The sequence below is a fragment of the Butyrivibrio sp. INlla14 genome, from assembly GCF_900102515.1.
Classification (GTDB): Bacteria; Bacillota; Clostridia; order Lachnospirales; family Lachnospiraceae; genus Butyrivibrio.
In genome coordinates this window covers 64,330-77,518 of the sequence record NZ_FMVS01000008.1, presented here as the reverse complement: position 1 = coordinate 77,518, position 13,189 = coordinate 64,330, and the positions used below count along the sequence as shown (strand labels likewise).

The following is a 13,189-nucleotide window of genomic DNA, read 5'->3' as shown; positions in this document are numbered from 1 at the left end:
TATCAGAAATCTTCTTCCTCAAGAGCCACTCTCTTGCCGTGAGCACTGCCAAGTCCATAGGCAACAGCTGCCACAACAATAACCACGCATACAACCGCTGCGCACCCAATGTAGAGCCTCTTCTGATCTTCATCAAAGCTATCCCAGATATCCATAGCCTTGTTAATCTTGTCCTTGCAAAAGTCGATAGCTGTATCTACTACCTTAACAAAATCCATAACCCTATACCCCCTTACTCGTTAGTATCATGATACCGCTTTAATTGTCTTTCCTCAAGTCTTTTAAGAATGTAATCTCTCCAGATAAAATCAATTATAGCTGCAAACGGAATTGCAAGAAGGATTCCCGCTACTCCAAATAGTCTTCCTCCAAGAACAATTGATATAAGGATCATAAGAGGCGATACCCCAAGGCTCTCTCCAAACAGTCTTGGTTTTAAAATATATCCATCTACAGTTTGAAGTATTATTGTGAAAATAATAAATGTAAGAGCAAACCATGGATTTACCAGCACCAGTATAAATGCCCCTATGAGGCAGCCTACGATTGGTCCAAATGTGGGCGCCAGATTGGTGATACCTACAATAACTGAAATAAGGACTGAATAAGGTATTCCTGCAGCCAGCATGAATATCAAATTCACAACTCCTACAATAATGCCATCTACAATATCAAAGCTTATATATCTGATAATGATATCATTGCATCTTTTTACAAATATGCCTGTATTTTTGTGATTTTCAGGCTTCATGATAAGTCCGGTAAATCTTGAAATGCCATTTATAAGTCTGTTCTTATCCAACAAAAGATATATAGCAAGAATAAAGGCAATGACTGCATCAAAGACGCCCTTACCTATATTGGCTGTTGTAGTTGCCAAGCTTCCAATAGTAGACGTTACGTTAGCCATATTGTTTTCAAAATAGTCACCTATTTTATCCAGAATATTATCTCCAAAGCTTGCAATCTGGGTAATCTCCACGCCAAGAAGTCCTGATGGATCTTCCTTCTCAACTTCTCTCAGTACTCCCTGAAGCGTAGCCACATAGCCATCTACGTTATCGGTAAATGTCGTCACACTGTCTATCAGCTGCGGTATAAGAGCAACGAATAAAAGAACTATAGCCAGAATTATAACTATCAGAGCACATGCCACAGATAATCCCCATTTTGCCTTTTCTTTTTTCATTTTTCTAAATACTTTATCATTAAAAACATTGGCAAGCGGATTAAAAATATAGGCAACTATTATTCCACTTACAACAGGCTTTATAAAGGCATAAAGTGAGCCTATTCCTGAAAATAAGCCTCCTATATGGGACAGTATCATATATAAAACTACCGCAGAACAGGTTGCAATAGTATATGAAACCCATCTTTTCTTAGTCCATTTTCCTCCTAGTTTCATTATTCACCTCCAAAGCAAACTCTATACTTATTATATCTCGTTTTTATATTTATACAAAATCGTTTCTTTTTCTAGACTTTCTAAGTACCTTTCTGCTCTTTTTCTTGACGTTTTTCCTGACCGTTTTCCTATGATGATCATCGTACAAAACTCTTACTGCCGGATGAAAAAACCGATTTATGAACGCTCCAAAAAGAAAAATGTATATACAAAAATATAGCCAGAACATCATAATAACAGGAGTTGCAAGGCTTCCATAAATCGAAGTGTAGGCCCCTGTGTTTTCCACGTAAAGTGAAAATATCCATGAAAAAACATACCATACAACTGCTGATAAAATAGCTCCCGGAAGCTGATATATGAATTTCATCCTGGCACTTGGCACAAAGGTATAGATAAGTGCGAAGGCCAATACAGCTATTCCAATGACCACGACAAATTTAAAATTTACCAAAAAGGAAACTGCCCTCCAGATATGTGGATATGCGCTCATGATAAAGTGCTTAACAAAATCGCCAAATACCATTATCATCAGCATAATAAGAAGTATGATTATCATAGCAATGGTATAAAGGGCTGCTATAAATCTCAGGTAAAAATAGTTACGTCTCTCATCAACATCATAGATAATATTAAGCCCTCTGATAAGCGCCAGCATTCCCAAAGCCCCCGACCAGATAGTTACAAGAGCCGATATAGAAAAAACAGCAACAGAGGACTGATACGCCTCGCTAATCAGCCTTATCATCACACTATCAGCAAAATCGGGCGTAACCTCTACCATAACTCTGATAAGATCTTCCTGAGTAAGGGAAGTATAAGGGATTGCAGAAGATAAAAGAATCAACAGAGGGATAAAAGAAAGTATGAAGAAAAAGGCCGTGCTACCTGCGTAAGCCGCCATATTCTTTTTTTGCATTCTGTTTGCAAAATCCTTGGCAAGTGCAATCAGCGCCGCCTTAATATTCATACATCGTTCCTCAAAAATAAAATAATACGAAATGAAAAAGCAGCCATGTAAATGACTGCTTTATTTTCTAAGAAAATCCCAAAATGCCGGTTCCTGTTATTTGACTCCTAGCTAACGCCAGGTGGGTTTCCGCAACCATAATCTCTGCCTTCCTCTCCCGTAGCTGGTCTGCGCATGCGCAGGGCCGAAGGCGTGACATCAAATATGATGATCTAAGAATCCCGTTTAAAGAAATGTAGGTTCAAATTACACAGGAGTTGTCGGACATTCCAGGAGAACTACTAATACTAGGTAGTTCCTTATACCTTTATTATATCCATAGCCTCCCATTTTTCAAGGGGTTTTGGCCGATTTCACACTATTTTAACCATTATAAAGTATCTCTAAATATAGCGCTCAGGATCAGATTGCTCTTGTAGCCTCTTTGAGCCAGTTCTTGATCTCTTCATCCTTGATATAAGGGCTAACCTTCTCATACACTGCCTTGTGGTACTTGTTAAGGAGTTCCACATGCTCAGGTTTCATATAGCGAGTATCAATAGCTTCAAGGTCGATAGGTGCATAGGTAAGGTGGTCAAAACCATAGAACTTGCCATACTCATTCTCTGATCTCTTGACAACCTCAACAATATTCTCTATACGGATACCGTGGCTGCCCTCAATGTAAACACCAGGCTCATCAGATACGATCATGCCAGGCTCAAGAACAGCTTCACTTGCACCTTCTACATATCTCCATCTAAGACTATGAGGTCCCTCATGAACATTAAGCATATATCCTATACCGTGGCCTGTGCCATGGTTATAGTCAATTCCGATATCCCATAATGGTCTTCTTGCATATACATCGAGGTTTCTTCCAGTGCAGCCTTCAAGGAAAAGAGCATCTGCCATCTGGAGCATACCTGCTACTGTTGCAGTATAGTGCTTCTTGATTTCGTCTGAAATCTCACCAACTACGATAGTTCTGGTAACATCAGTTGTACCGCCCATGTATGTTCCGCCTGAATCTACAAGGAGCATTCCCTGTGCCTTGACCTCAGCGCAATTATCTTTGGTAGCCTCATAATGAGCCATTGCTGCGTTGGCATTGTATGCGCTGATAGTAGGGAAAGAAAGCTCAATAAAACCAGGGAGCTGTGCTCTCATACTATCAAGCTTCATAGCAGCTGAATACTCAGTCATTTCAATCTTGCCGACATTCTTCTTGACCCAATAGATGAACTCTGTAAGAGCCGCACTATCTCTGAGGTATACCTCTCTGATATTCTTAAGCTCTGTCTCGTTCTTGACAGCCTTCATAAGCTCAGTAGGATCCTTCTCATTTTTCAAAGAAACACCTGCATCCTCAGCCTTTTTAGAAAGAGTCTTGTATGTAAGGAAGTTAGTATTTCTCTTATCATAGAGAATATTGCCATCAAAAGCTGCTTCTGAAACAAAGCTCATAACCTCAGCATAATCCTTAAGTTCAATACCTACTCTGTCGCAGTAAGCCTTAACTTCTTCTGTTACCTCGTCTGGCTGAACAAATAATACAAATCTCTCAAGAGTGATATAAGCATAAGAAAGAGCTACAGGATTACATTCAACATCGTTACCACGAAGATTTGTAAGCCACATGATATCATCAAGCTTAGATAAAAGATGTGATGATACCCCGGCCTTTTTCATCTTCTCTCTGACATCTGCAAGCTTCTGGGCGAATGATCTTCCGCAGAGTTCATCAGAAAGCACATACATATCGTGGCATGGAAGTGCCGGTCTGTCTGTCCATACTTCCTGTGCAAGATCCTTGTCAATCTTAAGAGATACCTTTTTCTCAGAAAGCTTCTTCTCAAGCTTCTCTCCGATGCTTGTAGATACAACTCTTCCATCGAAGCCAAGAACCTGTCCTTCCTTCATATTCTGAGAAAGATATTCCTCAATAGTTGGAACCCCGGGATTTCCCATTTTAAATAATTCTACAGAAGTACCCTTCATCTGGTTCTCAGCCTGAATGAAGTATCTTCCGTCTGTCCACATTCCAGCGTGATCTGCAGATACAACAAGTGTTCCGTTTGAACCATCAAATCCACAGAAATACTCTCTTACCTTAAAAAAGTCAGCTGAGTACTCAGAGTTGTGGAAATCTGAAGTCGGCATCATATAATAATCGATACCATTTTCTGCCATTTTGGCACGAAGAGCAGCAAGTCTCTCCTTTATTACTGTATTTTCGATAGCCATCTCATAACTCCTTTTTTATCAATACGATCATAAGAAATTTTAACACAGTAGTTCTAACTTGCAAGTAAAAAAAGAAGGACCCTGTCGCAACCTTTGCGCAGAGCCCTTATTTGTTGTTATCATATGCTTACTTGGCAAATTATCACTTCACTACCTGAAAGTCAACTACCTCGCCCTTAGTCATCTCGTCGTAAATCTCGTTCATGATGCTGTCATCTGCAACCTGGCCATTTTCATCAGCGCCATCAATACTTGCAATATCTGAATGAGCAAAATAAGTACCATTTCCGTCTTCATCGTATTCTACCCAGGCTTCTTCATCGATTACAAAAATGCTCTCGCCTACAAAAGAATATTTCTTGAAAAAGTGATTGCCGCCTACGTAAAGCTTGCCATCTTTAACAGATAAAGGATATGCTGTCCCGCCAGAAGTAACATATCCGGCATATTCAAGCTTTCCATCCTTGGTGTAGTAATAGACGTCAGCGTCAATAGCCTCGCTCTTACCGGCTTCAGTATCCTCAAAGGTATATTCTGTGACCAAAAGAACATCCACATCTCCAATTGTAACATTGGCATAGCCCTGGTCTTTATTTAGCTTATCTACTATATTGGTAAAGGTATCGCAGCCCGTGATATCCATAGGAACATGAGCATTTTCCTCTACTTCTTCATCTCCAATGCTGTTAGTTGCAGGATCATACATCTGTTCAACCACTGCCTGAAGGTCAAAGCCGTCAAGATCATTGGCATCAGCGCTTATGCTGTAAGCTGCACCATATTCAACATCATAAAAGGTACAAAGATCTATATATTCGTTTTCGCCTATATATCTGTAGAACTTAGCAGGCATCTCTCCTCCTGCCCAGTTAGCAAGTACAACTTCATCTGTAGCAGTCCACTCATAATATAGTCCTGATAAATCCGCCTCAGAGTCACCTGTTGCCTGCTCTCTTGCAGTAAATGCGACTTCATCAAGAGTGAAAGTAAGCTGAACCAAAGGTCCTGGAAAGCCAGACGGATCAGCAACTGAATCCAAAATACTCCACTGAACATTTGTTGCTCCCTCAGGCGCCTTAAAAAGCTTTGCAACAACTCCGTGTGCCTCTTCTTCAGTTATATCTCTCCAAGGATTAGCAAGTCCAACTTCCTCAGCAGTAGCTGCTATAGTAGAAGTACTCTCTTCCGCAGAAACACTGCTCTCCTCAGTTACAAGATCAGAGCCAGTGTCCGCACCACATGCAACATTTAATACTGAAACAGTCATAACTCCAGCAACAAGACAAGCCACATATCTGCTCTTCATAATACTCCTCCTCACATATTCCTTTTTTCAAATTCGAAATTCACTTCTAATGTTAAACCATTTTTTGTACCTCAATTATTAAAAAAACATAAATATTTGCGCAGCCTATTTTCAGACTGTATAATAGTTAAGGTATCAAAAAATTTTGATCACACTTTTTAAGGGAGATTCACAAATGGAAGAAAAAGAAATACTTAAACTTATTGATCACACTCAGCTTCAGGCTAATGCTACATGGGAGGACATCGTATCACTTTGCGACGAGGCTGTTAAGTATGGCACAGCAACAGTCTGCATCCCACAGACATATCTTAAGAGAGTACATGATAAATACGGCGACAACCTCAAGCTCTGCACAGTTATAGGTTTCCCTCTTGGTTACAACAGTGCATCATCCAAGGTTGTAGAAGCCAAGGATTCTATCGCTGATGGCGCTTCTGAGATTGATACAGTAGTTAATATAAGTGATGTCAAGAACCACAGATATGATGAAGTATTAAAAGAGCTCAAGATGATCCGTGAGGCATGTGGAGACAAACTTCTTAAGGTTATCATTGAGACTTGCTATCTTACAGAAGATGAGAAGATCAAGCTCTGCGAGATCGTAACAGAGTCTGGTGCAGAATACATCAAGACTTCTACAGGATTTGGAACAGCTGGTGCTACTCTTGCTGACATCGAGCTTTTCAAAAAGCACATCGGTCCTAATGTTAAGATCAAGGCAGCTGGTGGAATCCGTACTATCGAAGATGCTCTTGCATATGCAGAGGCTGGATGCAGCCGTATCGGTTCCTCTAAGGTAGCTCCACTTATCGCAGCTAAATATAATCTTTGATTTTCATAAACAAAGAGCCGCCCACTTGGGCGGCTTTTCTATGTTCTAAGTATTTATCTTTTGTTTTTTATGTGCGGTCTGCCATGTCTACATATTCCTTACGGGGCTCAATAGCCATATAGGCAGGGCGAATGATCTTACCATTATTGACGAGTTCTTCCATTCTGTGTGCACTCCAGCCCACAATTCTTGCTATTGCAAAAATAGTAGGGTAAAGCTCTTCAGGAAGCTCTAGCATTCTGTATACAAACCCAGAATAAAAGTCCACATTGGCACTTACACCCTTGTACATAGTCCTCTCACCTGCAATAAGCTCAGGAGCAAGCTTCTCAACAAGCTCATATAGAGCAAGTTCATCCTCTTTGTCCTTTTCTGCTGCAAGCTTTTCTACAAAGCTCTTTAAAATAACTGCACGAGGATCAGACTTGGAATAAATAGCATGTCCTATTCCGTAGATAAGTCCTGCCCCATCAAAGGCTTCTTTGTTGAGGATCTTATCCAGGTAAGCTCTAACTTCTTCCTCATCCTTCCAATTCTTTACATTGGCCTCAATATCATCAAACATGTGCACAACCTTAATATTTGCGCCTCCATGTCTTGGGCCCTTCAAAGAACCTATTGCCGCTGCTATTACAGAGTAGGTATCTGTCATGCTGGAACTGACCACATGAGTTGTAAAAGACGAGTTGTTACCACCACCATGCTCCATATGTAGCACAAGACAGATATCAAGAAGTTTTGCCTCAAGCTCTGTATACTGACTATCTGGCCTTAGAAGATACAAGATCATCTCTGCCGTTGACAATTCCTCTTTTGGCGGATGAATGATAAGGGAATTACCCTCATGGTAATGGTTATAGGCATGATACCCATAAATAGCCAAAAGCGGAAACATACTGATCAACTGCAGAGACTGCCTCAAGACATTAGGAAGTGACACATCATCTGCATGATCATCATAGGAATATAGAGTCAAAACGCTTCTCGCAAGAGTATTCATCATATCCCTGCTAGGGGACTTCATGATAACGTCCCTTACAAAGCTGGGCGGAAGACTTTTATAGATTCCAAGAAGCTTTTCAAACTCAAATAGTTCTTTTCCCGTAGGCAGCTTATCAAAAAGAAGCAAATAAGCACACTCTTCAAAGGCAAACCTGTTCTCTTTGACAGCGGCATCTATAAGTTTGTGAACGTCATAGCCTCTAAAATATATCTCGCCATCTGCAGGGATTTCTTTTCCGTCGACTTCCTTTTTGGCGATTATCTCGGAAATCCTGGTAAGGCCGGTTAAGACACCCTTACCATTAAGGTCACGAAGTCCCCTCTTTACATCGTATTTATAAAAAAGATCGTTTTCAATAAGATCAGCTTCCTGAGAAAGCTTGGAAAGTTCAACAATTTCCGGTGTGTTCTGTGAGTAATAGCCCTTGCCTAAATCCATACGCACCTCCTATATAAACGTTTATTTTATTTGTATCAGTGTTAAAAAGATTATCACTTTGAAAGAAAATCAAGAACAGCGCTCTGCATCTTGTCCTTATCTACTACTGTCTTGTGTCTGATCTCAGCAGTTCTGATAGATGTCACAGCATCAGGTATCTCGACACCTGAAACTCTTGAAAGCTCGTCAGCAAGAGCAAAATCGTCCTTGGAATCATCTGCCTTTCCAAGGGCCGTCATAACGCTTCTTGTAAACTTAAATGGACTTGCTGTAGAAGCAATTACAGAAACTGTCTTATCTCCTGTCTCAGCTACATACTTACTGTAAACTGAACTTGCTACAGCAGTATGTGTGTCCATAAGGTATCCTGTCTTATCAAAAACATTCCTGATAGTATTAAATGTCTCTTCCTCTGTAGCAAAGCCGCCATAGAAGTCTGTGAGCTTTTCTCTCATATCATCAGTGATCTCATACTTACCATTAGACGCCAGCTGTGCCATAAACTCTGCATCCTTCTGGGCATTATCTCCAGCGATGTGGTAAATAAGTCTCTCAAGATTAGATGAAATGAGAATATCCATAGATGGAGAAGCTGTTAAAACAAACTCTCTGTTTCTGTCGTACTCACCAGTCTTAAAGAAGTCAAATAAGACCTTGTTGGAGTTGGATGCACAGATAAGCTTGGCAATTGGCACACCCATATTCTTGGCATAATAAGCAGCCAGAATATTACCAAAGTTACCTGTAGGAACTACTACATTTATAGCATCGCCATCTGCAATCCTGCCCTCTTTAAGAAGCTTTGCATAAGAGTAAACATAATAAACAATCTGAGGAACAAGTCGTCCAATATTGATGGAATTAGCAGAAGAAAACTGGAATCCCTTGGCATCAAGTTCAGCTGCCAGCTCTTTATCTGTAAAGATCTTCTTGACCCCTGTCTGAGCATCATCAAAGTTACCCTCTATACCAATAACGCAGGTGTTATCGCCCTTCTGAGTAACCATCTGCTGCTCCTGTATAGGGCTTACTCCGTGTTTAGGATAAAAGACAATGATCCTTGTTCCAGGAACATCTGCAAAACCTGCAAGTGCAGCCTTTCCAGTATCACCACTTGTAGCAGTAAGAATAACGATCTCATTTTTAACATTGTTCTTTTTGGCTGCTGTTGTCATAAGGTATGGTAGGATTGAAAGAGCCATATCCTTGAAGGCAATTGTAGCCCCGTGATAAAGCTCAAGGTAAAAAGCTCCATCAGCCTCTGAAATAGGAGCAATCTCCTCTGTGTCAAATTTGGAATCATAAGCATTTGTTATGCAGTATCTAAGCTCTTCCTCTGTATAATCAGTCAAAAGAAGCTTCATTACTTCATAGGCAGTCTCTTTATAATCAAGCTGCGCGATCTCCCTAAGCTCTTTTTCCAAATGTGGAATATGATCAGGAACGTAAAGACCTCCGTCTGGAGCAAGTCCCCTTAAAATAGCTTCAGATGCCTTTATCTGGCCCAAAGCCCCTCTGGTGCTACTGTACAAAACTTCCTTTGCCATTGCTTTCACTCCTCTTTTGTTGGTAAAATAAAAATATAACTATGATATAGGATTGCGAAAATGATGTTAATTATGGAGCAATTCGTATATCATATCTGTGAATATATTTAAGAACAAAAAAGAGTATAGATTACCTCTTTGAATACTCAGTATACCATAAGATAGGTCAATATATCTACACAATATTTTAGCACTTTGAACTATTAAAGTTGTACAATATGTAAAATCAATCCGTTTCCTTTATCTTTGTGTTTTCTATGGAGGGATGATATTGAAAAGAAAAAAATCTGTCGGGGTATATCATACAGTGCTAAAAGATGGTACACCATCTTACAGGGCTTCCATAACCTTTGAGGGCAAGCACATCTCTCTTGGTTCTTTTAGTGAGGAAAAAGAAGCTGCTTTTGTATATAAAGAGGCCTATAAGATCCTACACTCTAACTCTTTTTCTTTATCATCTTACAAAGAGAATATGCATATTCCTTATGAAAAGTTTGTCTGTCTAATAAACTTCAGGGACAAAGGAATGTATATATCCAATCCAATTTATCTTGAAAAAAAATACTTCACCTATCACTTAGAGCCTGGCCTTTTCCTGAAATTTGATATTGAAGATCTTTTCTACTATTCTTCCCACAAGATAATGAAAAGAGGTTCTCACCTTTTTGTTGCAGACTACGGAAGCCAGCTCTCAATTTTGCAGAGATATGGCATAAAAAGCTACGCTGTTGAAGGCAGGGACTATCATTTTGTAAATGATGATCCCACAGATTTCAGATACGAAAATATAGTGATACTAAACAGATATCATGGAGTTAGGCAGTTCGCAGAAAAAGGTTTTATAAAATATAAGACTGTTATCCATGTGCGCAGTAACTATGTTGTTGGGAAATATAACTCCGAAGCTGAAGCGGCTATAGCCTATAACAAAGCTGCAGATATATTAATTAAAAATGGGATAAAGAAAAACTTCCAAATGAACTACGTGGAAGATCTTTCTCCATCCCAATATGCAGACATTTATATGAAATTAAAGGTTTCTCCAAAACTATTTCGTGTCAGAGCAGATCACGCGTAGCTTACAATCCTCTCCATAGGCTTATCTACATCAACATAGTTACTGGCATAATTGGCAGGATCAACATATATATCTATGCTATCTCCTATAGCGATGCAATTAGTTATGGAATCGTATATGTTTCTGCTCTTAAACTGGTAGATCATACCTGTGCCCGGATCCTGATATGAGCAGTATACGACGCGAGGATGTCTGCCATTAACATGCACGCAAGGGTTAAAATCAATTTCTGTAACTGTTCCATGGATGACTTGTCCGTTTTCCAGAAGCCATTTTATCTTTCTATTCTTTTTTACTATAAGGGCAACAAAGATGAGTCCTATAGCAAAAAAGACGAGTCCAGTTCCGCCAAAAATTCCAAGGAAAATAAACTCTGACCATCCTGTACCAATCACTTCACCTGGGTTGTTATCATCAATGTAAACGGTGATAGTGTCTCCTTCATGCATGCTGCTTGTATATGTATTCAGACGCACATAGTCATACTGCTGACCTTCAAACTCATAGGATACATATACGTTATGAGAATTGTTTGCGCCTCCCCCCATGTAACTTATATCTGTTATGGTAGCCTCAATTTCAATCGCATCTTTCATCTTGCCATGCATAGTCCCAAACACAGTAGCGCCTATGATCATAAAATTTAATCCCAAGAAGCAAAACACCAACGCTAAAATAAGATAAACAATGTCTACTGTCTTTTTTCTTTTTTTGACCATTTTCATACCTCCCTGAAACCTTTGCTATTATATATCTATAACAATTAATCTTCAATTATTGTTGCGAAAAGAGCACTGTTGAGTTACGATAAAATCCATGCAAATTGTAAGCAATCTAAATTAACCGGAGTATAAAAATGGCTAACGTTCTATCCAAGAAATATGCAAAAGATATGACTGTAGGAGATCCAAAGGCTCTTATTCTGTCTTTCATGCTTCCAATGATGATGGGAAATATTTTCCAGCAGTTCTACAATATAGTAGACACAATTATCGCTGGAAGATTTATAGATGCCAAGGCTCTTGCAGCAGTTGGCTCAACAGGACATGTGACAAACCTTTTCTTTGCCCTTGGAAATGGCCTTGCAACCGGTATCGGAATAATAATATCCCAGTTTTTTGGTGCAGGGGACATGAAGGGAGTTAAAAAAGTAATAACAAACGCCCTTGTCATTGTCAGCGCAACTTCTATCTTTGTGGGGCTTCTTGGTTTTTCTTTTTCAAGACTTATCCTTACAAAGGTTATGAATACACCAGCGGATATTCTTGAAAATGCCATTGCCTACATGTCCATAATTTGCGTAGGTTTCATAGGCACAGCTCTTTATAACACAATTTCCTATATCATGAGAGGTATTGGGGACTCGCAGACCCCTTTGTACTTTCTGATAGTTTCAAGCTTTTTAAATGTAGCCATGGATCTTTTATTTGTAATTGCTTTTGATCTTGGAGTTGCAGGTCTTGCCATTGCTACAGTAACTGCTCAGGCTCTTTCTGCCATAGGTTCTATCACCTATGCCTTTTTCAGAAATCCCATGTTTAAATTAAGCAAAACAGATTGGCAGATGGATATGGAAATCATCACAAAGTGTTACACTATTGGCGGCTCAATGGCACTCCAGAGCGGCCTTGTAGCACTTTCCTTTGTTATCCTTCAAAGAGTGATCAATTCCTTTGATTCAACAATAGTTGCTGCATTTACCGCTACCAGCAAGGTAGAGAATCTCGTAAATATGCAGTTTAAGGCCCTTCAGGATTCTCTTTCAACCTTTACAGGCCAGAACATGGGCGCTGGTAAGGGTTCCCGTGTCAAAAAAGGCTTTAAGCTTGGCATGACTATGATGGTGATATATGCAGTTGTCATGATTGTTCTGATGGGATTATTTGGGGATGTCTTTGTAAAGATCTTCATCAAGTCTGAAGAAGCTCAGATCATATACTACGGCTCTAGTGCAATGCGTATCCTCTCCTACTTCTATCTTCCACTTGGAATGATCTACGTATGCAGAGGTATCTTAAATGGTGCAGGCGATGCCAAATTCCCCGCTATTTCAGGAGCTTCAGAGATGATCGGAAGAATTGTATTCCCAACTCTCTTGTGCTCCCTACCTTTTATCGGAGCCTGGGGACTTTGGATCTCAACCGGCATTACCTGGACAATCGTCGGCCTCACAGCCTTTGTTCGCTTCAACATGAAGGACTGGCGTAAGGGACTGGATTTCTGATTTCTGATGTGTATGTGAAAGGTATTACCATAGCCTATTTCCTAACTGGCGCCGGGTAATACCTTTCTTGCATGATACGACTAAATAAGTATTACTCTTCCTCCTCTGCGTAATACATACAAGCAATTTTTCTTGTCTTTGGTATTACATGGTT

General features: G+C 39.8%; 11 protein-coding genes and 1 other RNA gene. 3 read left to right on the top strand and 9 right to left on the bottom strand.

Annotated elements, in window-relative coordinates:
* Positions 1–2: 2 nt before the first annotated feature.
* The 6 genes from BLO53_RS06930 to BLO53_RS06905 form a co-directional block, all read right to left on the bottom strand.
* Positions 3–218, bottom strand: a complete 216-nt coding sequence (locus tag BLO53_RS06930; protein ID WP_092059984.1) for a hypothetical protein — start codon at positions 216–218, stop codon at positions 3–5.
* A 14-nt stretch (positions 219–232) separates the two neighbouring features.
* Positions 233–1,408, bottom strand: a complete 1,176-nt coding sequence (locus tag BLO53_RS06925) for an AI-2E family transporter (RefSeq protein WP_092059982.1) — start codon at positions 1,406–1,408, stop codon at positions 233–235.
* Between the two features lie 49 nt (positions 1,409–1,457).
* Positions 1,458–2,378, bottom strand: coding sequence for a YihY/virulence factor BrkB family protein (locus BLO53_RS06920; protein ID WP_092059980.1), 921 nt, complete (start codon positions 2,376–2,378; stop codon positions 1,458–1,460).
* Between the two features lie 71 nt (positions 2,379–2,449).
* A non-coding RNA gene (gene ssrS / locus BLO53_RS06915) (6S RNA) lies at positions 2,450–2,657 on the bottom strand.
* Positions 2,658–2,780: 123 nt separating this feature from the next.
* The gene (locus BLO53_RS06910) at positions 2,781–4,604 is read right to left on the bottom strand and encodes an aminopeptidase P family protein (protein WP_092059978.1); all 1,824 of its coding nucleotides are present in this window, start codon (positions 4,602–4,604) and stop codon (positions 2,781–2,783) included.
* A 142-nt stretch (positions 4,605–4,746) separates the two neighbouring features.
* Complete coding sequence (locus tag BLO53_RS06905; RefSeq protein WP_092059976.1) at positions 4,747–5,910, bottom strand: hypothetical protein; 1,164 nt, start codon at positions 5,908–5,910, stop codon at positions 4,747–4,749.
* A gap of 175 nt (positions 5,911–6,085) precedes the next feature.
* Here BLO53_RS06905 and deoC point away from each other — a divergent pair, with 175 nt between their 5' ends.
* The gene (deoC, locus tag BLO53_RS06900; protein ID WP_092059974.1) at positions 6,086–6,745 is read left to right on the top strand and encodes a deoxyribose-phosphate aldolase; all 660 of its coding nucleotides are present in this window, start codon (positions 6,086–6,088) and stop codon (positions 6,743–6,745) included.
* 67 nt (positions 6,746–6,812) lie between these two features.
* On the opposite strand, the gene BLO53_RS06895 is transcribed toward deoC, so the two are convergent.
* Both BLO53_RS06895 and thrC read right to left on the bottom strand, forming a co-directional pair.
* Positions 6,813–8,186: a citrate/2-methylcitrate synthase gene (locus BLO53_RS06895; RefSeq protein ID WP_092059972.1), complete on the bottom strand. Its 1,374-nt coding sequence runs from the start codon at positions 8,184–8,186 to the stop codon at positions 6,813–6,815.
* A 53-nt stretch (positions 8,187–8,239) separates the two neighbouring features.
* Positions 8,240–9,733, bottom strand: a complete 1,494-nt coding sequence (gene thrC / locus BLO53_RS06890; RefSeq protein ID WP_092059970.1) for a threonine synthase — start codon at positions 9,731–9,733, stop codon at positions 8,240–8,242.
* A gap of 271 nt (positions 9,734–10,004) precedes the next feature.
* On the opposite strand from thrC, the gene BLO53_RS06885 reads away from it, so the two are divergent.
* The gene (locus BLO53_RS06885) at positions 10,005–10,811 is read left to right on the top strand and encodes a hypothetical protein (RefSeq protein ID WP_242875327.1); all 807 of its coding nucleotides are present in this window, start codon (positions 10,005–10,007) and stop codon (positions 10,809–10,811) included.
* On the opposite strand, the gene BLO53_RS06880 is transcribed toward BLO53_RS06885, so the two are convergent.
* Positions 10,802–11,530: a DUF3592 domain-containing protein gene (locus BLO53_RS06880; RefSeq protein WP_176757197.1), complete on the bottom strand. Its 729-nt coding sequence runs from the start codon at positions 11,528–11,530 to the stop codon at positions 10,802–10,804. The genes BLO53_RS06885 and BLO53_RS06880 overlap by 10 nt on opposite strands.
* Positions 11,531–11,667: 137 nt before the next feature.
* Between BLO53_RS06880 and BLO53_RS06875 the strand changes: the two genes are divergently transcribed.
* On the top strand, positions 11,668–13,035 hold the full coding sequence (locus BLO53_RS06875; protein ID WP_092059964.1) for an MATE family efflux transporter: 1,368 nt from the start codon (positions 11,668–11,670) through the stop codon (positions 13,033–13,035).
* Positions 13,036–13,189: the final 154 nt, after the last annotated feature.